19 protein-coding genes are annotated in these 24,088 nt (G+C 46.0%); 9 read left to right on the top strand and 10 right to left on the bottom strand.

Annotation, left to right across the window (positions count from 1 at the left end; all coding sequences use genetic code 11):
- Window positions 1–9: 9 nt before the first annotated feature.
- The 7 genes from KNQ14_RS10030 to KNQ14_RS10000 all read left to right on the top strand — a co-directional run bounded on the left by KNQ14_RS10030 (window position 10) and on the right by KNQ14_RS10000 (window position 6,710).
- Entirely contained in the window at window positions 10–1,392 is a 1,383-nt protein-coding gene (locus tag KNQ14_RS10030) for an MATE family efflux transporter (protein WP_214747459.1), read from the top strand.
- Window positions 1,307–1,819, top strand: a complete 513-nt coding sequence (ybaK, locus tag KNQ14_RS10025) for a Cys-tRNA(Pro) deacylase (protein ID WP_371743348.1) — start codon at window positions 1,307–1,309, stop codon at window positions 1,817–1,819. Before KNQ14_RS10030 ends, ybaK begins: the two co-directional genes overlap by 86 nt.
- A 21-nt stretch (window positions 1,820–1,840) precedes the next feature.
- The gene (gene pssA / locus KNQ14_RS10020) at window positions 1,841–2,587 is read left to right on the top strand and encodes a CDP-diacylglycerol--serine O-phosphatidyltransferase (RefSeq protein WP_174316042.1); all 747 of its coding nucleotides are present in this window, start codon (window positions 1,841–1,843) and stop codon (window positions 2,585–2,587) included.
- A 136-nt stretch (window positions 2,588–2,723) separates the two neighbouring features.
- Entirely contained in the window at window positions 2,724–3,479 is a 756-nt protein-coding gene (locus tag KNQ14_RS10015) for a carotenoid biosynthesis protein (protein ID WP_023467400.1), read from the top strand.
- On the top strand, window positions 3,448–4,149 hold the full coding sequence (locus tag KNQ14_RS10010; RefSeq protein ID WP_251138375.1) for a lysophospholipid acyltransferase family protein: 702 nt from the start codon (window positions 3,448–3,450) through the stop codon (window positions 4,147–4,149). Before KNQ14_RS10015 ends, KNQ14_RS10010 begins: the two co-directional genes overlap by 32 nt.
- The gene (locus KNQ14_RS10005; protein WP_214747452.1) at window positions 4,146–5,222 is read left to right on the top strand and encodes a glycosyltransferase family 2 protein; all 1,077 of its coding nucleotides are present in this window, start codon (window positions 4,146–4,148) and stop codon (window positions 5,220–5,222) included. Before KNQ14_RS10010 ends, KNQ14_RS10005 begins: the two co-directional genes overlap by 4 nt.
- Window positions 5,223–5,237: 15 nt before the next feature.
- Entirely contained in the window at window positions 5,238–6,710 is a 1,473-nt protein-coding gene (locus KNQ14_RS10000) for a phytoene desaturase family protein (RefSeq protein ID WP_214860924.1), read from the top strand.
- Between the two features lie 421 nt (window positions 6,711–7,131).
- Here the strand turns inward: KNQ14_RS10000 and KNQ14_RS09995 are convergent, their stop codons facing one another.
- From KNQ14_RS09995 to addB, 9 genes are all read right to left on the bottom strand, one after another.
- Window positions 7,132–7,965 (bottom strand): phytoene/squalene synthase family protein, encoded by an 834-nt coding sequence (locus tag KNQ14_RS09995; protein WP_055966987.1) that lies wholly within the window; start codon window positions 7,963–7,965, stop codon window positions 7,132–7,134.
- Complete coding sequence (locus tag KNQ14_RS09990) at window positions 7,925–9,406, bottom strand: phytoene desaturase family protein (RefSeq protein ID WP_214860923.1); 1,482 nt, start codon at window positions 9,404–9,406, stop codon at window positions 7,925–7,927. The genes KNQ14_RS09995 and KNQ14_RS09990 overlap by 41 nt, the downstream gene beginning before the upstream one ends.
- Window positions 9,403–10,893: a phytoene desaturase family protein gene (locus KNQ14_RS09985; protein WP_214747448.1), complete on the bottom strand. Its 1,491-nt coding sequence runs from the start codon at window positions 10,891–10,893 to the stop codon at window positions 9,403–9,405. The genes KNQ14_RS09990 and KNQ14_RS09985 overlap by 4 nt, the downstream gene beginning before the upstream one ends.
- Window positions 10,894–10,999: 106 nt before the next feature.
- Entirely contained in the window at window positions 11,000–11,950 is a 951-nt protein-coding gene (locus tag KNQ14_RS09980; protein ID WP_251055769.1) for a class I SAM-dependent methyltransferase, read from the bottom strand.
- 187 nt (window positions 11,951–12,137) lie between these two features.
- Window positions 12,138–12,518 carry a DUF1516 family protein gene (locus KNQ14_RS09975; RefSeq protein WP_023467392.1) on the bottom strand — a complete coding sequence of 127 codons (381 nt, stop codon included), beginning with the start codon at window positions 12,516–12,518 and terminating at the stop codon, window positions 12,138–12,140.
- A gap of 84 nt (window positions 12,519–12,602) precedes the next feature.
- Window positions 12,603–15,146 carry a HAMP domain-containing sensor histidine kinase gene (locus KNQ14_RS09970; RefSeq protein ID WP_023467391.1) on the bottom strand — a complete coding sequence of 848 codons (2,544 nt, stop codon included), beginning with the start codon at window positions 15,144–15,146 and terminating at the stop codon, window positions 12,603–12,605.
- The gene (locus KNQ14_RS09965) at window positions 15,127–15,504 is read right to left on the bottom strand and encodes a response regulator (RefSeq protein ID WP_023467390.1); all 378 of its coding nucleotides are present in this window, start codon (window positions 15,502–15,504) and stop codon (window positions 15,127–15,129) included. The genes KNQ14_RS09970 and KNQ14_RS09965 overlap by 20 nt, the downstream gene beginning before the upstream one ends.
- A gap of 194 nt (window positions 15,505–15,698) precedes the next feature.
- Window positions 15,699–19,250, bottom strand: coding sequence for a helicase-exonuclease AddAB subunit AddA (gene addA / locus KNQ14_RS09960; protein ID WP_214860921.1), 3,552 nt, complete (start codon window positions 19,248–19,250; stop codon window positions 15,699–15,701).
- Window positions 19,247–22,678, bottom strand: coding sequence for a helicase-exonuclease AddAB subunit AddB (gene addB, locus KNQ14_RS09955; RefSeq protein ID WP_214860918.1), 3,432 nt, complete (start codon window positions 22,676–22,678; stop codon window positions 19,247–19,249). The genes addA and addB overlap by 4 nt, the downstream gene beginning before the upstream one ends.
- Before the next feature lie 137 nt (window positions 22,679–22,815).
- Here addB and KNQ14_RS09950 point away from each other — a divergent pair, with 137 nt between their 5' ends.
- Both KNQ14_RS09950 and KNQ14_RS09945 read left to right on the top strand, forming a co-directional pair.
- Complete coding sequence (locus tag KNQ14_RS09950) at window positions 22,816–23,193, top strand: truncated hemoglobin (protein ID WP_133207919.1); 378 nt, start codon at window positions 22,816–22,818, stop codon at window positions 23,191–23,193.
- A 60-nt stretch (window positions 23,194–23,253) separates the two neighbouring features.
- Window positions 23,254–23,595 carry a hypothetical protein gene (locus tag KNQ14_RS09945; RefSeq protein WP_029340963.1) on the top strand — a complete coding sequence of 114 codons (342 nt, stop codon included), beginning with the start codon at window positions 23,254–23,256 and terminating at the stop codon, window positions 23,593–23,595.
- Between the two features lie 43 nt (window positions 23,596–23,638).
- Here the strand turns inward: KNQ14_RS09945 and KNQ14_RS09940 are convergent, their stop codons facing one another.
- Window positions 23,639–24,046 carry a hypothetical protein gene (locus tag KNQ14_RS09940; RefSeq protein ID WP_023467385.1) on the bottom strand — a complete coding sequence of 136 codons (408 nt, stop codon included), beginning with the start codon at window positions 24,044–24,046 and terminating at the stop codon, window positions 23,639–23,641.
- Between the last annotated feature and the right edge of the window lie 42 nt (window positions 24,047–24,088).

The following is a 24,088-nucleotide window of genomic DNA, read 5'->3' as shown; positions in this document are numbered from 1 at the left end:
GATTTATTTATGAAAACAGTCAAGCAACCAAGCTTATTCCACATTACGTGGCCATTATTCATTGAGATTGCATTGCATATGAGCCTCGGGATCATTGCAACGTTGATTTTAAGTTATTACTCGGATAGCGCTGCTGCGGCAGTCGGTGTATCCAATCAAATTTTGAATATCTTCATTATTCTCTTTAACATCACCTCGGTCGGTGCAACGATCATCATTGGTCAGTACCTCGGTGCAAGAAAGACGCAAAACGCTCGTCAAACGGCTCGTTCTGCTTTTGCGATTAACTTGTATACCGGTCTCATCGTTTCTCTGACCGTCGTGTTGTTCGGAAGACAACTTCTTGGATTTTTCTCGTTAGAAGGAGAGACGCTCGTCTATGGCGAAACGTTCATTAAGATCGTTGGTCTATTCCTTTTCTTAGAAGCCATCTCATTGACACTGGGTGCGATTCTCCGGAGTCATGGATTCACTAAAAATGCTATGTACGTCACGCTACTCATGAATTTCGTTAGTGCTTTTGGTAACGTCATCGCTGTTCTTGGACTCTTCGGCATTCCCGTTCTCGGTGTTGCTGGTGTCGCTTGGTCGATTGTCGTCGCCCGGACAATCGCTGTCCTTGTCTTGTTCTTTGTCGTTTACCGCAAACTTTCTTTACGTTTTACAGTAAAAGACTTGATTCATTTTAATCGTGAAGATGTGAAACGAATCATGAACATCGGAATCCCATCTGCTGGTGAAGGGATCTCCTATCAATTCTCACAACTCATCATCACAGGATTCATCGCAACAATTGGTGAAGCAGCGTTGTCTGCTCGTGTTTATGTATCAAACATCACGATGCTTTGTTTCCTATTCACGCTTGCCATCGCTCAAGGAACGCAGTTACTCGTCGCACGCCAAGTTGGTGCGCAACAATTTGAACAAGCATATGGACGTGCTGTGAAAACATTGAAGATTGCTGTTTTCGCAAGCTTCATCTCAGCTGTTGCACTTGCTTCATTCGGTTCATCGATTCTATCAGCGTTCACATCGAGTCCTGAAATCATTGCAATCGGTATCCCACTACTTTGGGCAAGTGTCATTCTTGAACCAGGTCGCGCAATGAACATCGTACTGATGGGAACTCTTAAATCGGCAGGAGATGTTCGTTTCCCTGTCGCCATCGGTATTCTATCGATGTGGGGAATCGCGGTCGTCCTCAGTTATACACTTGGTCTTGGTTTCGGTCTTGGTTTACTTGGAATCTGGATTGCCTTCTCTGCTGACGAATGGTTCCGTGGCATTTTTGCCATGAAACGTTGGCATGGACGGAAATGGGTCCAATACTCACTCGTCAAAGGAGAAACACATGAGCAAAACGAACGTCGAGAGGCTTCTGAAGCAGTCTAAGATTGACTTCGAATCCCTCACTTATCCTGTTGATCTTGATGACTTATCTGCTGAAGCCGTCGCTAGAAAGATTAATTACCCCCTTTCGACCATTTTTAAAACCCTTGTTTTGAAAATGGTCGAAAATAAATATGTCTTCGTCGTCATTTCGGGGGAAGAAGAACTCTCTCTAAAGGCAGCGGCTAAAGCAATGCATTCGAAAAAAGTCGCGCTTGTTCCGATGAAGGACTTAGAAGACCTGACTGGCTATATTCGAGGCGGTGTCTCTGCAATCGGTGCTAAGAAGAATTTTCAGGTTCTCTTATCGGATCGTGCTATCCATGAACCATTCATCATCATATCCGCTGGAAAACGTGGACATCAAGTTCGGTTGAATCCTCATGATTTTTTATCTTTCACTCAGGGGATTCTCTTTACGAACGGCTGAATTCCATCTCCTAATTATGGTATGATGAGTAGTATCGATGAAGTGGCAGGAGGAATCATTTTGTGGAAAGATCGTGTTCGTAATTCAATACCCAACCTATTTACGTTCGGAAATCTGTATTGTGGTTTTTTAGCCATCGTCATGGCAGCAAAAGGTGATTTTCAAAATGCCACCTTACTAATCGTCATCGCGATGATGCTTGATAGTCTGGACGGACGCCTTGCTCGGATGCTTGGTGTAGCAGGCGACTTCGGAAAAGAACTGGACTCATTAGCAGATATCGTGACATTCGGTGTCGCACCTGCAATGATGGCCTACTATACGTATTTCTATGAATTCGGAGAAGTTGGTTTACTCATCTCTGCTCTGTTCCCGTTGTTTGGCGCATTTCGTCTTGCTCGTTTTAATTTATCGGCAACGAATGTGGCATCTGCTTATTTTTCAGGTGTACCGATTACAGCGGCAGGTGGTATTTTGGCCGTCGTCACGTTGTTTAGCGGACGAATGAACGACTTGATGGTCCCACTCGTTTTTACAGGTCTTGCCTTCTTGATGGTCAGTCGTGTCAAGATTCCAAGTTTTAAAGACATTCCCGTTCCGCGCCATACGTTCGTCATCACCTTTACGTTGCTATACGTGACGTATGTCATGATTGCGCGTAGCAATGAGTGGTCTACGTTTTGGTTCGTTGCTGTTCCGTTGTATATCGCGTTTCTCCTTTTCTCGTTCATCAAAAAGAAGAAACAAAAACAACATTCAAACGGATGATGATAGGAAGTGGTTCGGTTTCTCTTACGAGAAGCCGGACCACTTTTTTTATAAGACCGCTTCTCCCTCGCTCGTTTTCAAGATATATGGGTATACTTATGACAGAAGCTATTTTGGAAATGGAGGAATGTCACGCATGGAGCAGTTTCATAAACGTCTTTGGATTTTCTTTTCGATTTGGTTCACCATCGGCTTGATCTTAGTCGGTTTTTCGTTACTTCCCCCTTGGCTCGAGTGGGCCAATGCCGTCTTTTTATTCGCTTCCGGCTTATACGCAGCTCTCTATTTTTGGCATGTCTTACCGAAGGGGCGTCTTGTCATCCCCTTTATCTTCTTTGGTTCGATCATCATTGAGTCGATTGGGGTCCATACCGGTTGGCCGTTCGGAACATATCGTTACGAGTCGGATTTCGGTGTCCAATTATTAGGTGTACCGATTACGATCGGGGCTGCATGGCTATCGGTCATGGGGGCGAGTCTCGCTTTCTCCCGTTTGTTCTCGTTTCGCTATAGTACATTGATTCTCGTTCCATTGTTTGCCGTCTGGCTCGATTTAGCGATCGATCCTGTTGCTGCTAACGTGAAATCGTATTGGCTTTGGCAAGACGGTGGCTGGTATTACGATATTCCGACACAGAATTTCTTCGGGTGGTATGGAACGGCGCTCGTCTTTTCCTTTTTCATCAATCGATATCAAGTCAAGGCGACGGATGCCGCACTCGAACAAAACAATCAGTATCTCTTTTTGATGTTGCACACTTTATTCGGTGTAACAGCAGGAGTTGCTGGTCTCTATGGCGTCACTTTAGTCAGCTTAAGTGCATTCATCGTCTATTTCATTGTGAAACGAGGGGTTATCGTTGAAAGAAGCAAACAAAAGCAAATTAGCTGAATCCGTATTTCATACGTATGTCGATCATGCTTTGATCCGACGTCATTTCCACCGTGTCTTATATCGAGCTGACGATCTACCTGTCCCTGGTCTCATGCTTGCTACGCACAGTTCTTGGTGGGACGGTATGATTCTTTTTCATTTGGATCAGACCTGTTTTCATCACGACCCCTACGTCATGATCGATCAAGCAGGGCTTGCTCGTTTCCCGTTCTTCTCCCGTCTCGGAGCTTTCTCTGTTGACCGGACATCATTCGCTGATATCAAGACAAGCCTTCATTATGCAAAAGAACGACTTCAAAATGGCAGCAGCGTCTGGATGTTTCCTCAAGGCGAGGAACGTCATCAAGAGGACCGTCCGCTTCGCTTAGCAAGTGGTGCCACACATTTGACGCGTCATACGGATCACGTGTCTCTCGTTGCCTTTTATTATTCATATGGCCATGAACAGCAACCGGACGTCTACATCCGGACGCGTCGTTTTCGTCCATTACCTAACGAACGGTCAAGTGCTCAGGCAAAACGACTGACAACAGAACTAACTGATTTATACGACGACATTCGAGCAGATGCCATTGCGGAACGTGTTGATTTGTATCGCTGTATCTCTACCCGAAGGGAACCACTTCCTGCACGAACGGAGCGCTGGTTACGGGCACTTCGGTCATGAGTTGGTTCTTTCTCTTCTTCGCTCTAGCTGTCTGTCTCTACACATGGATCAATTTAGCTTTCTTACCACGATTAACGGATCCCGTTCAACCAGATAGTCTAGCAATCTGCATCCCGTTACGGAATGAGGAGCGTAATGTACGAAAATTATTAGACGCATTAGAACCCGCTCTGACACCAGGGATGCACGTTTACTTATATGAAGACCGCTCGACCGATCGGACACGTGAGTTATTGCTTAATCGGATCGGTCAAGACGACCGTTTTACAGTGATTGATGGTCTTCCCTTACCAACAGGCTGGGCAGGAAAGGTTCATGCATGTCATCAACTCGCGAAACGAACGACAGAGGACTATCTGTTATTTCTCGATGCTGATGTGACACTGACACCGGATGCGATTTGTCGCTTATACGGAACGTTACGAACAGAACAAGCCGTTTTCCTTTCCGGTTTCCCGTCCTTTCCTGTACCGACGTTTCTCGGGAAGTGTTTGATTCCGATGCAACATGTTCTTATTGCACAGCATCTTCCGATTCCGTTTCGCAAAGTGAAGCATCCAGCGTTTGCTGCTGCTAACGGCATGGTCGTCCTCGTCGAACGACACGCGTATGATCAAGTCGGTGGACATGAAAGTATTCAATCGGCTCTCGTTGACGACTTAGAACTTTGTCGTACATTTAAACGAAACGGGTTAACGACGACGCTCGTCGAAGTCGCCCCAGCAGTCTCTTGTGATATGTACGCCACGAACGACGAAGTCTGGCAAGGTTTTCTAAAGAATGTCTTTCGTGGGATGAACGATTCTTACGTCGTCGGATTATACTTTCTACTCTTTTACTTGGTTCAAGCAAGTGTCCTACCTTATCTCATCCTTCACCCATCCTGGCAGATGGGTGGCGCACTGATTCTTCTTTACTTAGCACGATTCCGGATCGATCGTGCGGCACGAATCCGACATGTTTGGTGGCTCCATCCTCTCGCGGTATTCCTTTATGTCATCTTGCTAGCAAGTGCAATGATTCGAAGCTTTAGGAAACGGGAAATCACATGGAAGGGTAGGACCTATTCATAAGGAGGAATCAGTAGCATGAAACATATAGCTGTCATCGGAGCCGGTCTTGGTGGACTCAGCGCTGCCATCTCATTAGCAGCAAAAGGATTTCGCGTCACGGTCATCGAGCGTAATACACATATCGGTGGCAAAATGATGCCGATCGTCACAGAAGGACATCGCTTCGATTTTGGTCCGAACACGATCACGATGCCGGAAGTTTTTCAGTCTGTCATTCTTGAATCCGGTGCGGATCCCGATGAGTACTTTACATTCACGAAACTTGAACGTCATACGGTCAATCATTTTTCCGACGGACGAACATTAACATTCTCGTCTGGACGCGAAGCGATGCGGACAGAAGTAGATCGTTTCACGAACGGTCAGTTGGCGAAGAACGATATTACGGGTTACCAAGAAGAAGTGGCGAAGTTGCATACGATCGCAAAACAACAATTCTTTACGAATATTGATTCGTATATCCGCCCCTCCCTCTGGCGAGACATGTTGAAAGTGCATCCCTTTCAAAACCTTCATGGGTTGCATAAGCACTACTTTAAGGATAAAGGGTTAATTCAGGCACTCGATCGTTATGCGACGTATATCGGGAGTAGTCCGTATCAAACACCCGCTACCTTCAGTTTAATCGCTCATTTAGAACTAAATGACGGTGTCTACTTCACAAATGGCGGTAATACAGCAATCGCAGAAGGGTTCGCCCGACGTGCAAAAGAACTAGGTGTCGTCTTCCGTCTTGGCGATGAAGTGACACAGATCGAAGTCGTCGATGGACAAGCAACGGAAATTGAATTGAATCACTTGGAATATCTACCGGTTGACTTCGTCGTCATGAACGGTGATTTGTTGACACAATATCCACGTCTGATCTCAGAAACGGCACGACCTGATTTTAAAAATCCGACACCTGCTCAAGTCGAACCGTCGATTTCTGCCTATGTTCGATGTATCGGTCTCTCACGTCGGATCGAAGGGCTGGCTCATCATAACGTCTTCTTCTCTTCGGATTACGAAGCTGAGTTCAAGGCACTCTTTGATGAAAAACGTTACGCTGAGGAGCCGACGATCTATATCTCGAATTCTTCCGTCACAGCACCAGAAATGGGACAAGCGGGTGATAACTTATTCGTGCTCATCAATGCACCTGCAACGGATACTGGACATGCGATTGATTTTGATACGTATGATCAACTGATCAATCAACGATTGCAGTCCTTTGGGATTGATATTTCGTCCGATGTCGTCTTCGAACAACGGGTCACGCCACAGGATATCGAACAAACCTTCTTTGCCTATCACGGCTCATTGTATGGCTTGTCATCCAATGGCATCCGGTCGTCTTTCCTCCGTCCGAGCAACCGTTCAAAGAATGTTCACAATTTGTTTTTTGCCGGTGGATCAACGCACCCTGGTGGTGGTAGTCCAATGGTGACGCTTTCAGGAAAACTAGCAAGTGAACGAATCGTCTCTGCTGTCGCCGCTACCCTGTGAACGTTATGTGAATTGCATATCAATCACTTGTACGGACAACTAAGATTTGATACGATTACTTCGAGTTCAAGAGGTAGTGATTGACCCCACATCCTCAATCAAGCGCAAGGTGACTTCCCCGAGTCAAGAGCGTTGAAGAACTTACTTTTTCTAACCAGCGAAATCAAATGGGACCCACCCATTTCATCACGTGACTCATCGTGTGTCCATTCGCATGACTTACGACGTTCCCCCTTAGATCGTCTCATCCGTTTGGTCCACAGATAGCTCGATAAAGAAAAGACCATCCCCGTGGTCGAAACAGACCTATCTCGTAGTCCAGATGTTCGCTCTGGTGTAGAAGTAATCTGAGACTCCCCGGTCTCAGACCATAGAAAAAAGACCTTGGTCCCCGCCAAGGTCTTTTTTCTATGGTCATGTATTAAATCGTAGCAAGTAACTTCATTTTTTGCCAACGGCTGACGTATGCCCGTTTTGTAAAGACGTCATAGTGATTATCCCGCGCTGCATCGAGTATACCGCGGTACAGGAAGGCAGCAGCCTTAAGAGCACGCCGACTCTCTCGTGGATACCGTTCAAACGATGGAATCGCCGCGTCATACAGATGCTCTGCTCGAAGTGCAACCTCTTCCCAGAGACCGATGAAGTCTCCTGAAGGACGACCAGCGAGTAACGACTCCGCTGTGACACCGTATGTCTCCATCCATGAATGAGGCAAGTAGATACGGCCGCGTTTTGCATCTTCACCAACATCTCGTAAAATATTCGTTAATTGCATCGCGATTCCAAGATCGATAGCAGACTTACGAAGATCAGGCTGTTGCGGTGCAAGGATGGGCAACAACATCAAACCGACCGTACTCGCTACGTAGTAGCTGTATTGCTCTGTCTCTTCAAGCGTCTGATAACGATTTTTCTCTATATCCCAACGCATCCCTTCCGCGAGCTCAAGGAATGGTGTCTCATCCATTTCATAACGTTCAAATACGTCTGCCAACGCAATCCATAACGGTTTATCTAATACTTCGCCATCACGGAATCGTTTGAATTCATTCAAGAAAGCCAGTAAACTCTCTTTCGGCGTATCCGACTCATCGACGGTATCATCGAGGAACCGGCAAAATGTATAGATGGCATAAACAGCTTGTCGATCTGCTTTTGGTAAGAGTGAAAAGGCTTTATAGAACGTCTTAGATCCGGACTGAATGACTTCCTCACATTTGATATACGCGTTCTGGATCGTCACTGAATTCATGTTTCCACCCCATCTCTTGTTCCATTCGGTTTACGAGTATCGTTGCGCCCATCATGACGACTGGTACTCCTCCACACGGATGCACCGATGCACCGACGGCATATAATCGATCGATATCCGGATACGGTTTTGCCTGTGTCTTTAAGGCAGCCGATTGGCGAATCGTCGGCGCAATCCCAAAACTACCTCCCTGATATAATCCAAAGGCCTGTGCATCATTCGGTGTACGAATCTTCATTTCTTGTATCTTTTCCCGGAATCCCGGATGATGATGCTCGATTTTTTCAAGTACAGTCTCAATGAAGTCTACTTCTTCATAATCTTCTACACCATAGCCTCGCGGAGAAGGAATTAATGAGTAGACGACACTATCGTCTGTTCCTGTTAAACTACGGTCAATCCGACTCGGATGGAACAGATAGACTGCCGGATGTTCTGGTAATCGTCCTTTTTTAAAGATATTCGTCATGAGCGGTTCCAAGTCGTTTGGCATCAAAAAGCGATGCACCGGTAAATCGACTTTCCCTTTCATCTTGAAATACAGCAGTAGCGTACCGCCTGAAGGCGTATAGGTCTTAGGTTGTTTACCTTCTACAAGACGTTCCATCAATGGAAACTCTCCGTTTAATACGATTTGATCGAATGCTTCCTGTGTGCCATCTTGTAAGACGATTTCCTTCGCCTGTCCTTGGTCGATGACGATTCGTTCAACGGGTGCTTCGAAGACGAATCGGACACCACGTTCGACTAATGTGTCGTACATGCGTTCAGCAAGCGAGAAATAGCCACCTTTTACATACCAGACACCTTCTGCTTGTTCCCGGTACGGAATCAAACCGTAAATCGATGGTGTTGTAAAAGGGTTTCCGCCGATATAAAATGTCGGAAAACTGTATGCCATGCGCAAATATTTACTCTTGAAGTATCGCTTCAAATGGTCATGTGCAGTCTCTAGAGCATGCATCTGTAATAATGGACGCATCATGTCTGGGTGCAACAACTCCGTCTTCCGACGATAACCACGTTCTAAAAATTTCGATACACTCGTCTCATAATCCTTTTCTTTTTGATGCATGAATTCATAAAATCCACGACCTTCACCGAATTGACGTTCGATCGCGATCGCTTGATCCACGACATCGGCTACTTTCGTAACGACCGTACCATCGTCGAAGTGAAGGTCATACAATGGATCGACCCGTTCAAGTTCTACTCCCGTAACTCCGGCTTCTGCCAACTGCTCTTTTAACTTGCCTGGCATCAGAACGATCGTCGGACCTTCATCGATGCGGCCACCCGATTCAAAATCGACGGATCGTAATCGACCACCGACATGCGCTTCTTTTTCAAAAATCGTAATCTCGACTCCAGGATGTCTTGCTGTCAGCAAAAGCGCTGCATGCAGTGTACCGACACCGGCTCCTACGAATCCTATCTTCATGTCCGCACCCCTTCTTTTTTGAGCACGAGTTCTGCCGTAATACGCGCGGATTCGAAAATCGTCGGTAATCCGCTACCCGGATGTGTGCCACCTCCGACGAGATACAGATGATCGAGCTCTTCAAATTGATTATGCGGTCGGAAATACATCATCTGTGTCAACTGATGACCGAGATTGAACGTCGCGCCTTGATGGATCCCCATCGCTTCCCAGTCGTCTGGCGTGAACATCTCTTCGACTTCGATTGCCGCTTCAATCCCTTGATATGGTGAACGCGTTTCAAGAGCGTCTAGAACACGACGACGTAGTTTCGGTCCTTCGATCGACCAATCGAGTTCAGAGTAATTGTTCGGCACCGGCACTAGGACATACATAGCAGACTTGCCTTCAGGTGCTAGCGTTGGATCAAGAATGGATGGATTTTGGACATAGAATGAAAAGTCATCCGACAATTCTAAAGTCTGCGTCATCTCGCGAACGTTTTTCTCATAATCCTCTGCAAAGTAAATCGTATGGTGTGGTGCATCGAACGTCCGGTTGACACCGAGATATAACATGAACGTCGAACACGAGAATTTTTTGCGGTCAATTTTTGGTCGGGACCATTTTTTCAAAACCCCTTCCGGCACCAGATGATTCATCGCATGTGCGAAATCGGCACCGATGATGACTTCATCGAATAACTCATGTTGACCTGACTCGAGGATGACTCCTTCGACAGCTTTTCCGTTTAAAATCAATTGTTCGACGCCCGCACCCAACTGTACGGTTCCGCCTAGCTCCTCAATCGCACGTTGCATTGCAAGCGGTACTTGATGCATCCCACCAATCGGATGGTGGACACCGTAAGCATGTTCCATGTAAGACAAGATCGAAAAACCACCCGGACATTCCCAAGCTGACATGCCTAAGTATTTCGCTTGGAATGTAAAGGAATACTTCAATTCTTCGCTCGTGAAGTAATCGGATAAAACATCATAAAGCGATCGTCCGAGCGATAGGCGTGGCAGTGCCGTTAAGACACGCGGTGATAAGTAATCCGTCAGCCGATCGTGACGTGTCTGTAAGATTGGCATGAGTTTTCCAAGCTTAAGTGCTTGCTCCGCCATGAATCGATCGTACCCTTCTCCGTTTCCAGGAAATTGTCGTTCGATTGCCTCTTTCATCCGGTCCCGATCCGTCGTCATCGTAAACTCCTCTGTTCCTCCTTTGAAATAGAGTGTATACATCGGATCAAGTGCCTTTAAATCTAAATAATCTTCTAACCGAAGACCGGCTTCGTGAAAAACGTTTTCTAAAATATGCGGCATATTAAGGAATGTTGGTCCTCGATCGAACGTATAGTCACCTAGCTTGACGGCAGAAGTTCGTCCACCGACTTGCGTTTGTTTTTCGTAAACGGTGACGTCTACTCCTTTTCCTGCTAATAACAAGGCACATGCAAGTCCCCCAGGTCCTGCTCCTATCACTGCTACGCGTCGCTTCACCCAAATCTCTCCTTTTTATCTCTCATCGTTTCAACTATTATACTAAGCACATAGTAAAAGCAACAAATTTGAACTGTCTTCTAACTGTAAAAACGCCAGACTTCGCTTAGGAAGTGGCGTTTGCAGTCACAATATACCAGGCACCTTCTTTTAGGAACGGTGTGATCGAAATGTTTTCAAACCCAGCTTTCGATAGATCTTCTTTCAATTCTTCCTTACTTGGTAATGGATACAGATTCTCATGCAACGTCATGAAGGCATTGAATGCTGCTGAGAATGGTGCACCGTGTGAACTGTCGCGTAATGGTGTGACGAGAATGACTGTTCCATCATCCTTGACGAAACGACGAACTCCTTCTAATAGCGCAAGGCGCTCCGGTTGCGGGAAGTAATACAAAATATTATTCATCATGACACCGTCATATGTCTCTTTCACATCAAACGTTTTAATGTCCCCGACGACAAAATCAATCTCTCCGCTCGTATCTCGTCGTTTTGCTTCGGCGATGACGGATTCTTCAATATCGATTCCGGCGAGTCGTAAGTCCGGCAATGCCTCGTGAATTTTACGGAGATATCCACCATAAGCACAACCAATATCAAGTAGTGAGGTCAGGTTACGACTCCGAATGATATGGCGTACTGCCGGGAAAGCAACAGTCTCAACGAGAGCTGAAGTTTCAGCCACGATGTCTCCATGTTCCTCTCCATTGAATGTCTTTTGTTGACCCTCTTCTAAAAACTGAGGATAAGAGAATAGTGCTGGCAAGTGCAGCTCCATCATTTCCGATAACATGAATCCAATACTGCGATCGTCTGATTGAGAGAGTTCCGGAAGAACATGGCGAGTCGCTGTATAGCGCAAATCTTTTTTCTTCAAGTGACCGACTGCGACGCCAACTTCGAACCAGCGGGATAACGCTTCCTGTGTCAGCGGACGCTGCATTCGTAACTGTGTCTCTGCTTGTGTTGCCCCTGTTTGAAGAGCATCGAATAATCCATATTTATAACCGATATACCCATGCCAAAGTGGTAACACCGGTTCTGCGCGTTTCATCCATTTTCGTGCCCGGAAAACTTTCGTCCATTCCTTCAACTGTGCCACAAGCGTTCCCCTCTCTACTGTGTAATACATCCCTTTTCCCAAATAACAACCACTTGTAAACAAAAATTACTAACGAACATGACAAAAAGAGTCCTTTCAACCTGTAAGGTCGAAAAGGACTCTTTGATTTCGCATGAACTTAGAAAAATTTCATACCATATGGGAGTGAATAGCCTAGGAATACTGTCACAAGGACGAGTACGATGAATCCGATGACGAAACCGGAATAAGCTTTTCCTTTTTTAAGTCGAACAAGTGTCAACTCTCCGAAGATGAGCGATAGTAAGCCGAGTGTAATCTTCGCATGGTAGAGTGGGTCTGGATTTTCAGACATCCCCATGATTTTGATGTACAGATAAAGACCTGTCGCGAACGTCAATAAGAGTAAAAGACGGAACGCCATATGAATCCCTTTTGCAGCTTTTTTGTTGTTCTTGTACATCGAAAAGGCGACGAAGAACGTAACCAATAAAAGTACCCAAAGTAAGACGTGTGTGTGAACGAATGCTGTGATTGGCATTTCATTTCCTCCTTTCTTTTCCTATTTCATCGTATCTGATTTCAGGACGAACACCTAGTGTTATTTTGTTGATATATGGTTTTTTCAGGAGATTGTCACATGTGTAGACTGGACAAGTGGAAATTTGACGGTAAAAAGACTACCTTCCTTCACGACTGACTCGACATGAATTTCTCCACCATGACCCGTGACGATTTCCTTACAGATAGCTAGTCCTAGACCAGTCCCACCAATTTTTCGACTATCCGAGTTATCGACGCGATAGAACTTTTCGAATAGACGACTCAGCGATTGTTCTGGAATCCCGATTCCCTCATCTCGAACTTGAAGAATGACTTGATCAAGTGATGTCGTGAGTACGACATCGATCGCACCACCAGATGGTGAATATTTCACCGCATTATTCAATAAATTATTGAGCAACTGTCTGATTTTTTCTTCGTCTGCTTCAATGACAGGCAACTGATTTCCCTCGTGACGGAACGTAATCCGATGAGCCTGTGTCGAAGCCGCATAAAATTGTGTCGTTTCTTCAGCAATCGTATAGATGTTCACGGATGCTTTTTTATACGATTGTGTGCCCGACTCCATGCGCTGGACATCTAAGAAATCATTGACGAGATTCGCAAGACGTTCCGTTTCGGAATGGATCGTCCGCAAATATCGATCTTGGCGCGACTCTTCGATGTCTCGGTTGAGCATGAGTTCTGTAAATCCGTAAATCGAAGAGAGTGGCGTCCGAAGTTCATGAGAGACAGTTGAAACGAGTTCTGATTTCAAACGATCCATTTCAGTCTCTTTCGTCACATCACGCATGACGAGCATCGTTCCTTTATGTACGTGATGGATGTGGATCACCTCGACATAAAATTGAATGAATACCGTTTCGTTTCGAATCGAGAACTGTAAACTATCAGTCGGTAATTCTCCACGCAGAACTGCATCAACATAACGGCTAAAGACTTCTGGTTCGTCGACAACGGATCGAATGACTTCTAAGCACGTTTGCAATGTCTCCTGTTCAGTCTGGACACCATAACGTAATTCCGGGAATAAATCATATAATGGTCGATTGACGAAGACCTCTTCTTTACCCGGTTCAAGATAGATGACGGCCTCTCGAATCGAGTCAAGAATCCGCTCCGTCTTCGTTTTCTCTTTCGTCATCTCGTCAAACAGCCGCATCCGTAAAAGCGATAGCGATAATTGGCGGGAGAAGGACATGACATCACGCATCTGTTCGTTCGTAAACTGATCGCGGTAACGGACAAGGTAGATGTACGCAATGATATCATCTGCAGTGGGGTCGAGAATCGGTACAGCTGTTTCGTACATATAGTACGGATATGGCAATGGATGATTGCTTGCGACTTGTTTAGAAGAATGAACAGGTGACTTTAGTGACTCAGCTCGTTTTAAGAGAGACGCATCGTTTTGAAGCAGCTGTTCTGCCAATTCATCCGTCATTCCATACGTAACGACAGAATAACTATCTTCTTCATCAACAAATACTAATGCACCAATCTCAGAATCCGTGATCGTGACGAGTTTCTCGATGATTTCCGGATAAGCAGTCAACGACTCACGCGCCGCGAGCGTTTCTGTCAAATCATTCCGATACTGCAGATGTTGCTCATTCCGCATCGTCAGCTCTAATGCTTCTTCGAGTTCTTCTTGCTGTGCTTGCAATTCTTCCTGCTGTGCTTGCAATTCTTCCTGTTGCGCTTGTAATTCTTCATTTTTCGCTAATAAATGCTGCTTGTTCTCGGAAATCGAACTTGCCATCTGATTGAAGGATAACGCCAGAATTCCGATTTCATCTTTACGATTCGGTACTTTAACGCTCGAAACATCTTCACCGTTCGCAAGCCGTTGACTGTTCTTGACGAGAGATAATAATTCCATCGTGATGCGGCGGATAAACGGATAAATAAAGAAAATCAAGACGGCAAGTAAGACGACGATATTCGCTAACCAAATCAGCTGTGTCGTCCGGATTTCCCGTTCCAGTTGGTCGCTCGTCCGTTGTGCCCAATCCTCTAAAAATTCACGATAACCGCCGAGTGCTAGCTCGCTCTTATTGATTTCCGAGAGTACATCAATGTTTCCTTGAGCATCTAATTGAATCTTACCTTCAGCTAATAATCGCTGACCAAGTGGCAATTCAGCAAGTGTTGTTCCTTTTAAGAAGGATTCCGTGACATCTCCAGATTCTTTCGCTTCGACATACGATTGAATAAGCGGCAAAATCGCATCGAAATAATAACCATACAATTCTCTCGAGGACTGGGCGAATGCCTTTCCTTGATCATAAATCGCATTTTTTTCGAACCATTCTGTTTGCTGATCAATCTTATCTTGTTGAGCCATGACTTGATTGTATAGATCACCATTCCCCATCAAGGCATAACCGCGCATGTTGAACTGGACATCCTGCCACTCTTCCCATAAAGCGCCCGCACGTGCACTCCGGTCACGGATATCTTCTAATTTCGCCCGAGTCGCCTGCAGTTTCGTATCGGTGTAGTTGTAGACGATCAATGATGAAATCATCAATGTAGCTAATACGACATAAAAGGAGGCCATGAGTTGACGTCCGATTTTTCGATTAATCCACTTGGTGATCACTCAGTATTCCTCCCACGACATCAATCAGTTCTAACGGACTAAAGGGCTTCGAGAAAAAGTAATTCGCTCCGATTTCTTCTGCTCGTTCGCGGTCTGATTGTTGACTTTTAGCCGTCAACATCATGATTTTTAAGTGTTGCTTATCTGGATGTTGTCGGACTTTTTCGATGACTTCAATCCCTGTCATTCCAGGCATCATGTAATCGAGTAAAACGAGATCATACTCAGCGTTCATGATTTTTTGATACGCTTCGTCACCGTCTGTCGCTTCGTCAATCGTATATCCTTCATCTTCTAGTGTATCGAGTACTAACATGCGTAAGACATCTTCGTCTTCTGCTAATAAAATACGCGCCATCTATTAAAACCTCCCAAAATTATCCATCATCAAAGTGACATATCTTCTTTATTTTACACAGTTCCTTCACAATAAGAAACGGAAATCACTTCAGAAACTGATTTTACCTCCTTCTTCTTCATCCCTCTTTCGACCCATACTAAAACCTCCCTCATCTCTACCTAAAGTAGGAGGATGAGGAAGGTCTCAGTAATTTAAATTAAATCAATCGTTTCTTCTAAAGCAAACGCATAGATGACCTTGCGTGAAATTTGAATATGAAGAATCGCTTCTAACGCTTCTTGATACAGATTCAACTGAGTTGCGTACCGATCCCGTAACACATCAGCAGGTGTCTGTCCGACTTCCGTCGTAACGATTTGATCCGATTTATAATCGAGCAAGATATATGACTCCCCATCCTGAATCAAACAGTCGACGATTCCTTGCATGACTGCGTCATCCACTGGACCTGTCCAGTCTTTCCGGAAACGCGATGCCCCGATCTTATATGTGAACGGCAACTCCCGATAGACGTGGTTCGTCCGTAATCGTTCGCTGAACAATTGTCCGATTTCAGAGTCGAGGAACCCTTGTAACTGTGCTGTCGCTTCCCGCATCGTCGTCGCTTCAATCGGCGTAATTCGTTCCATCGCTTCCCATTGATTGATTTGTTGCGAAATCGATTCGTCCGGTTCATACAATTGCATCGCTAAGTGTAAGACCGTTCCTCGTTCCGCTCCACTTAAAACAGGTCCGAGGAATTGTGGCGTACGGTAATACGTCGTCTGGCGATATGTCGTTTCGAATGCTGCACGTTCTAGCTGTTCCGCCCGCTTCAGTTCCGTGACGGTCTGTTTTGCTGCCGTCTCTGTCGCAAGCGCATGCGGATACTGATACGAAAATGCCGCTTCGACGATTTCTTTGACTTGCGAATTAACCGGCACATCGATTTTTTCAAGCTTCTGAACATGTTCGAGTTGCTCCACGAGTGTTGAGATTTCTTGATACGGTGCTAACTCCTCTAAAGACATCACGCGAATCGACCAATCCGTCTCATCCGGACGTAGTAAACTGCTGCGTAAGACTGCCGGAACGACCCATTCCGCATAACTCTTCGCTTGGCGCCGGTCATTTTCAGGAAGTAAGACTTCATCTGGTGGCGTCATCTGCCAGGTCGCCATTTGATCTTCTAAATCCTTGACTGTCCCGACGAGAATCAACTTTTCCTTCGCTCGAGTCATCGCAACATATAAGACGCGCATCTCTTCTGCCTTCATCTCTCGATCCATTTCCCGGCGGATGACTTCTTTTAAGAGTGTCCCAGATCGCAAACGACGAATCGGATCAATCGCATCCAGGGCAATACCATACGTCTTATGCAACTGAATCGCCTGCATTTGATCCTGTTTGTTGAATTGCTTCGTCAATTGGCTGACGATCGTCACGGGGAACTCGAGTCCTTTTGATTGGTGGATCGTCATGATGCGAACGACGTCCTCGTCTTCTCCAAGCGAACGGGCTTCTGCGAAGTCTTCTCCTCGTTCAATTAATCGATTGATCAGACGAAGGAAACGATAGAGTCCACGATAACCGGACGTCTCATATTGCTTCGCTCGCTCATATAAGGCGTTCAAGTTGGCTTGACGACTTTTTCCTCCGGCGAGACAGCCGACGTACTCAAAATAGCCGGTCTGATCAAAGAGCGATCGAATGAAGGCAGGTAGGGCACTCCCACGCGCTTCAGTTCGCCATGATTGAATCTGACGGATGATTTCATCCATTCGAATTCCAAGTGATGATTCCTCTGCCGCCATTGCTAGCGCTGCCTCATAAAAGCTTCCTTCTTTTTGTTTTGCTCGAATCCGTCCTAAATCTCGATCCGCCACCCCAAAAATCGGCGATCGTAACAGACTCGCGAATGGGATGTCTTGAAGCGGATTATCGATCGTCTTGAGCAATGCCATCATGATTTGAATTTCCGTCGCTTGGAAGTATCCGCCCGTCGTATCCGCATAGACCGGAATCTCATACTGTTCGAGCACTTCGACAAGCGCTTGGACACGCTTACCACGCGACCGTGCTAAGACGACGATATCGCGGTATTCACACGTTCGGAATCGGTTCGCTTTCGCATCGTAAATCAGATGTGGATGCTTCGAATCAACGAGTTCTAAAATTCGCGTCGCAATCGCTCGTGCTTCAACCTCTTCCTTTTCACTATCAAGTGGATCTATCAAGAGTAATTCAGGCGCCACTTGCTCCGATTCGAGATAACTCAGATTCCCGAGTCGAAGGTGCGCGGCTTCATCGTAATCAATCTCCCCGACCGTCTCATCCATCACTTGGCGGAAGATTTGATTCGTTCCATCCAGCACCTCAAGACGACTCCGGAAGTTTTTTGTTAAATCGATCCGTGTTCCAACGTCGGTCTGTTGGAATCGTTTGAATTTCTCAAGGAACAATCCTGGCTCTGCATGACGAAATTTATAGATGGATTGTTTGACATCACCGACCATGAATAGATTTCCTGTCGCCTCATCCGTTTTCGAGACCAATTGGATGATGCGTTCCTGAACCTCGTTCGTATCTTGATATTCGTCGACCAGTACTTCAACGAAGCGTTCCTTCAGAAGTTTTGCCACGTCTGACGGTTTTCCTTCGTCCGTCAAAATCTCTAATGCAAAATGTTCAAGATCCGAAAAATCGACGATACCACGTTGTTGTTTCGCTTCGAGATAATCGCTTGCAAATTGACGTACGAGTGTCACGATCGTCTCCACGTGTCGAAGCTGCGACCGCAAGTCCTCCAAGTAATCAACACCAGTCTTTTGGACGAACAGCTCTTTCATTTTCTTGAACTCCGCTACGAGTCGCGTCCGCTCTGCTTGAAACGGTTTGATTCCTTCATCCCCGCGTGGACTCTTCCAGCGACCGAACTCTACTGCTTGAAAAGCAAGCGCAACCATCGACCAGTGGCGTGCCGACGTCTCAAGCGAGGTAAAAGGAGCAATGTCCTGAAGCATCATCTGTCCCATTTCCGTATAACCAGACTGCTCCAGCTCAAAAGCAAGTTCTCGGTAACGTCCTAATACATTCGAGAGACTTTCCCACTCTAATTCGACTAGTCGTTGCATGAGTGGAGAATCATCCGGGTCAATCGGCTGATCGTACTGACTGATTAAATGTGCATAAAAAGCTTCCGGATCCGGTAAGGAACGGGAAAACCGATAGAGATTCGAAATCAGTGTCAGCATCGCTTGATCATCGCGATCTGACGTATAACTATCAATCAAATCATAGAATCCCGGGTCCTCAGAAGCATAAAAGGACTCAAAGACCGCTTCTAAGACATCGTCTTGCAATAACAGTAATTCAGATTCATCGGCAATTCGAAACGCAGGATCTAAACCAATCCGGTAATAATTCTCGCGCAGAATCGACAAACAGAACGAATGAATCGTTGTAATTTGTGCCCGGTTCATCAATTGACGCTGTTTTTTCAAATACAAATCATCAGGTGCCTCTTTGATGCGCTGGTCCATGACCTCGATGACCCGCGTCTTCATCTCACGTGCTGCCGCATTCGTAAAGGTAGCGACGAGAATCCGATCAGCCGACAGCTCATCTTCGGGATCAATCAATCGTTGCGTCAGCCGTTCAACGAGGACCGCTGTCTTCCCTGATCCCGCTGCCGCTGAGACGAGGATATGTCCACCTCTAGCTGAAATGGCTTGTTGTTGTTCTTCTGTCCAACGCACGCTCATTCTTCTTCCTCCTTCAACCGTTCCAGTACCTCTTTTTCAGACATCGGTTTTAATGGGCGATACTGATTCCCAAGCGATTCATCGAACTGACAGACTGAACGATACTCACAAAAACTACACGGTGTCCGTTCCTGATAATCGAATGGATTGATGGCGATATCCCCATCATAGATATCTTGACTGCTGTCTTTTAATGCCTCCCATGCATGATCCATCAGCGCTGATAAATCTTCCTCTTGTACGACACCTTTCGTCTGCGTCTTATGCAGTCCGTTTTTTGTGAATGTCACTTTGACAAGCGGTGATTTTTTTCGTTCATCGTACGCAATATGATCCATCGCTCGTAGTACCGCGTCATTCTCGAGAATGACGCCTTGCATTTGATAGGACTCGAGTAACAGTTGGTTGCGCTCTTCTTCGTCAGCCGATAAATCGCCCCGTAACATCGGGTTTTTGACGTGGAAATATAACGCACCAGCTGGTTTTGCCTGCCGCTGATAGAGCAACTCCGACTGCTCCACGACAGTCTTCAAATACAACAACATCTGAATCGCAAGCCCATAATAGATTTCCGCAAAATCCAGTCCTCGAGCACTCGATTTGTAATCAATGATTCGAACGTATAGCTGATCACCGATCGTCGCCTGATCAATCCGGTCGATGCGACCCGTGAATTCAATTTCTGTTCCATCCGGTAACGTAAAGCGTAATGGTGGGAACGTCGCGTTCCCAAAACTGATTTCAAATAAGTCGGGTTCAAAATCTGTTCGTTTTGCTTGTTCCACAAGCATTTTAGCTGTTTGCTCCACGACATCCGTCAATTTTTTCTTGATATACCCGAACCGACTCGAACTCATCAAAATCGCATTCTGAATTTCCGGTGTCACCTTTTCGACAGCTTCCTTCGCAAGTGTCCCGCACGTCTCGCCATCGACCTCTCGCCAGTGTCGTCCGGAAGCTTTAATACTGAGCGACAGATCATTTAATGCACCGTGGAACAGATTTCCGATGTCTGGTGCTTCAAATTTATACAGCTTTCGCTCGCGTAAGCGAAGTCCGTATCGGGCAAAATGCTTATACGAGCAGGCGTTATAGGTCTCAAAACGCGAAACGCTCGCTTGCAGTGAATCACCATATAAACGATGCGCCAACCCTTCCGGCAAGGCTTCCGCTTTATTTTGATAGAACAAGGCACTCGAGAATAACCCCATCCGTTCACGTCCCTGTCCATTTTCGAGAAGCGTGTTGTACACTTCGAACCAAATCGGTTGAATCGGATAACGTCGTTGAAGACGCCGGAGTTCAATCGCTGTCGCTGCTGCCGCGCGATCTGGACTCGTCACAAAATCAAGTTGTTCTTGCGGTGCGTGTTCCCCAGCTTCTGCAAAGTGTGTTTTGATCGGACGATCGAGCAACAGTTGTCGCTTTAATTGTTTGGTGATCGCTGCCGGCTGAAGCGCCTTTCCTTCTTCATCGACAAGTGCGTAACTGACATACAAGGCTTCACTTGGAGCCATCATCCCTTGATACAGGTAAAACAGCTCATCATCAAACACATCAAGAGACGCTTTCCCAACCGGAATACCATGTTCATGTAAAAAGTCATGATCATTTTCGGACAGTAACTTTGATTGATCTTGAACGAACGGAATCAGACCATCATTCGCTCCCAGTAAAAAGACGACTTTTACTCGTTGTAATCGTCCACGGACATAGTCCGTCGCGATCACTTGATCGAGCGATGGCGGAACAAGTGCAAAACGAAGGCTCTCAAGTCCTGTCTCGACCATCTGAACGAACAGCTCCGTCGATAAAGTATGCTCAGGCGCAGCAGCTTCTAGCTGTTCGAATAGATGAAGTATCGCTTCGTATACTTGATCATGTTCTCGGGCAACAAGTAACTGATCCTGCTCTAGTGCCTGCTTACGCCATTCCATTAAACGCTCTGCAATTTTTTGTTCTTCGAGGAATTGATAAAGACCTTTCGTATACGCGCTCATCGTCTTCGCCTGCTTTAACCTACGGTGCAACGGTTCAATCAAGTCGACGACGAATGTTCGTAAATGGTTCAGTTCTTCTTCTTGCGCAAGCTCCTCTTCCGTTAAGCGAACTTCCTCTGCTAAGCGTCGCTTTAATTGCCACGGTTGTTGCCACATCGATCCTTTGATGCCGCGTTCGAGCACGAACGTCTCGAAACGATCGAGCGCTAGACGCGCATCTTCTGCGGGAATCGGCAAGAGCTCCGTCTTCAGTAAACGAAAGACTGTTTCTTCCCGATAACCCGATGTCACGATGTCTAAAGCGGATTGAATCAAGTCAACAAGCGGATGATGAACCATCGACTCACGTTGATCCAAGAAATATGGAACATCATACATGTGGAAGGCTCGTTCCAAGTGATCCGCATACGGCTCAAGATGTCGCACGACGAATGCCATCTCATGAAAGCGATACCCTTTTTGTCGAACGAGTTGAATCGCTTTCCGCACGGCTGATTCTGCTTCAACTTGACGGTTAACTGCAGCTGTCATCTGAAAGCCGTCAATGTCATGATCGACAGGAGGATATCCCGGCTTCAACAAGGCCTGCTCCAAATGTCGTAGCCCTTCTGATTGAAACTTGATTGGTTGATCATACAAGATTTCTTCGTATGGAATCGACAGCTCCTGCATTTGACCGATCAACTGCATGTAGCATCGCTGAGACACACCAAAAGAAGTTTGTTTCGCATAAGGATCCGTTGCGTCCATTGTAAAACTAATATGCATTTCAGCCACTTGTTGCATCAAGGCGAGTAAAACTTGTTGTTCCTGGAGCGAAAATTCATAAAATCCGTCGACGATGATCGTCGCTTGATCCAGTCGCGCTTTTGGAAGTAATTCGAGTAACGTCGTATAGTAATCGTCTGCATGGAGTGCTTTATCGACGATTCGTTCCGTAAAGCGCTCATAAATCAACGCAAGGTCGTTTAATTTCGGTGACCGTTCTAGAGAACGATCACTCACTTGACGCAACATGTCTGGCTCAATCAACGAACGTTTAAACGACGCAATGAGCTCATCAAGTCCTTGGAAAAATCCTGGCATGTTTTTAGTTCGTTTAAAAATCTTCAGTTCGTCTTCTGATTCCTCAACGACCTGTCGCAGTAATAGCTGTGTCCCCGTCTCATCAAGAAATGGAATCGCTTGATTCCCGTAATCGCGTAAAATATGAAACGCAAAGCGCCGTAGACTCATGACCTCAAGACGAACAAGACCTGCTATCCGTTCATCTGTCGCAATCCGCCGCTCCATTTCAAATGACATCTGATCTGGAACGATGAAATACATCTTCTCCCCTAATGGTCGTTGCTCGAGTTCTTGTACGACGCGCTCGATCAATTGTGTCGTTTTCCCACTACCGGCACGACCAATATGCATATGGTTCATCAAGAAAACCTCCTCCTCGTTTTTCTTTACTCTTATCATCTCACAAACAAGAACAAATGTACTGTTTTTGGCGCATGTCTTCTACGTATAAATTTGCTATAATCAGGACACATCCTATGTAAGGCAGGTGATGCTCCTTGTCACTTTACGAAACCATCGGAGGCGAGCATGTACTCACATCCTTGGTTCGCTCGTTCTATCATCAAGTCTACCATGATTCACTATTGCGACCGTTGTTCCCTGACGATCGACAACGTGTCGAACAGGCACAACTCGTCTTCTTGACCCAATTGACAGGAGGACCGCGCGACCCGGATCAACCGCCGGCGAGTTTAGCGATGATTCACCGGTTATTACCGATTCAAAAAGAACATGCCATCCGTTGGTTGGAACTGATGGAAGTAGCTTCTCTTGAGACAATTCCAAATGAAGAAGCACGACTCCAACTACTCGATCGATTACGAATTGGCGCGATGAATGTACTACGCGTTTGTGAAGCACACCAGATGGACTGAGGGATTTTTCTTTCTCATCTGTCCATTTCCATGTAAAATAATAATTGGAGGCGATAAAACATGACGGAAGAACAAGAACAACGACCTGAACTCGTAAAGAATGCGATCGAGCAAGCCGAAGCATCGACGAACGAGGATGACACGCTCGAGGAAGAGCAAACCGAAGAACAAAAAAAATTGGATCACATCAAAGGTCTCGTAACCCTTGAACGCGGATCTGATTACTATCGTGTCGTTTTTTATGACGACCATAAACACTTGATTTTCAAGGAACTCGATTACGATCGTGTTGACTTCGTAGGTCGTTTCTACAATGACAGCTTTGATCCGACAAACCTGACGGAACTTGAGGAAATCGCAGACAAAGCACTCTCGACTTCTTTACGAAAACGATTCTTATAATGCATGAAAGAAGCCGTCCTCCGATTGGAGAACGGCTTCTTTTTTATTGATCAGATTGTTTTTTCTTCCGACGAAGGACGTAAGCAAGAACCCCACCTGCGACAGCGATCCCTGTTGCCGCTAAGATCGGTAATAAGACCTTTTTGTTAGATGCTAGTTTTTGTTTGACTTGCTCAAGGCGTGACTCATTCGTCTCCTTCAAGGCGATAGATGTCCGACGGTTCATCGTGACGTGTTTCGCAGCATCCGTCACAACGATGCGTTTCGTGACCCAACGGCGATTTCCAGCATCATCGACGACTAATTGTCGTGCCCGTTTAATTCCTTTGATTCGTTTACCCGGTGTATTTTCCGGACGCACGATGCGAGAACTGATAAAGCGTCTGCCTCCAGTCGCACCAAATCCAGGCTGTAGTTTTCGGCGATTTAACCATTCGTATGATTCATTCATCGTGTCGCGGTAAAAGTTACCGCTTCACCTCCCTATGATTTC

It is taken from the genome of Exiguobacterium sp. s161 (assembly GCF_018619045.1).
GTDB classification, from domain to species: Bacteria; Bacillota; Bacilli; order Exiguobacteriales; family Exiguobacteriaceae; genus Exiguobacterium_A; species Exiguobacterium_A indicum.
This window is presented reverse-complemented; position numbering and strand designations above follow the sequence as displayed.

Bases quoted from the DNA above. Each gene is read 5' to 3' on its own strand.
- KNQ14_RS10030 (WP_214747459.1), top strand. From the start codon at position 10: ATGAAAACAGTCAAGCAACCAAGCTTATTCCACATTACGTGGCCATTA.
- ybaK (WP_371743348.1), top strand. From the start codon at position 1,307: ATGGACGGAAATGGGTCCAATACTCACTCGTCAAAGGAGAAACACATG.
- pssA (WP_174316042.1), top strand. From the start codon at position 1,841: ATGATGAGTAGTATCGATGAAGTGGCAGGAGGAATCATTTTGTGGAAA.
- KNQ14_RS10015 (WP_023467400.1), top strand. From the start codon at position 2,724: ATGGAGCAGTTTCATAAACGTCTTTGGATTTTCTTTTCGATTTGGTTC.
- KNQ14_RS10005 (WP_214747452.1), top strand. From the start codon at position 4,146: ATGAGTTGGTTCTTTCTCTTCTTCGCTCTAGCTGTCTGTCTCTACACA.
- KNQ14_RS10000 (WP_214860924.1), top strand. From the start codon at position 5,238: ATGAAACATATAGCTGTCATCGGAGCCGGTCTTGGTGGACTCAGCGCT.
- KNQ14_RS09995 (WP_055966987.1), bottom strand. From the start codon at position 7,965: ATGAATTCAGTGACGATCCAGAACGCGTATATCAAATGTGAGGAAGTC.
- KNQ14_RS09990 (WP_214860923.1), bottom strand. From the start codon at position 9,406: ATGAAGATAGGATTCGTAGGAGCCGGTGTCGGTACACTGCATGCAGCG.
- KNQ14_RS09980 (WP_251055769.1), bottom strand. From the start codon at position 11,950: ATGAAACGCGCAGAACCGGTGTTACCACTTTGGCATGGGTATATCGGT.
- KNQ14_RS09975 (WP_023467392.1), bottom strand. From the start codon at position 12,518: ATGCCAATCACAGCATTCGTTCACACACACGTCTTACTTTGGGTACTT.
- KNQ14_RS09965 (WP_023467390.1), bottom strand. From the start codon at position 15,504: ATGGCGCGTATTTTATTAGCAGAAGACGAAGATGTCTTACGCATGTTA.
- addA (WP_214860921.1), bottom strand. From the start codon at position 19,250: ATGAGCGTGCGTTGGACAGAAGAACAACAACAAGCCATTTCAGCTAGA.
- addB (WP_214860918.1), bottom strand. From the start codon at position 22,678: ATGAACCATATGCATATTGGTCGTGCCGGTAGTGGGAAAACGACACAA.
- KNQ14_RS09945 (WP_029340963.1), top strand. From the start codon at position 23,254: ATGACGGAAGAACAAGAACAACGACCTGAACTCGTAAAGAATGCGATC.
- KNQ14_RS09940 (WP_023467385.1), bottom strand. From the start codon at position 24,046: ATGAATGAATCATACGAATGGTTAAATCGCCGAAAACTACAGCCTGGA.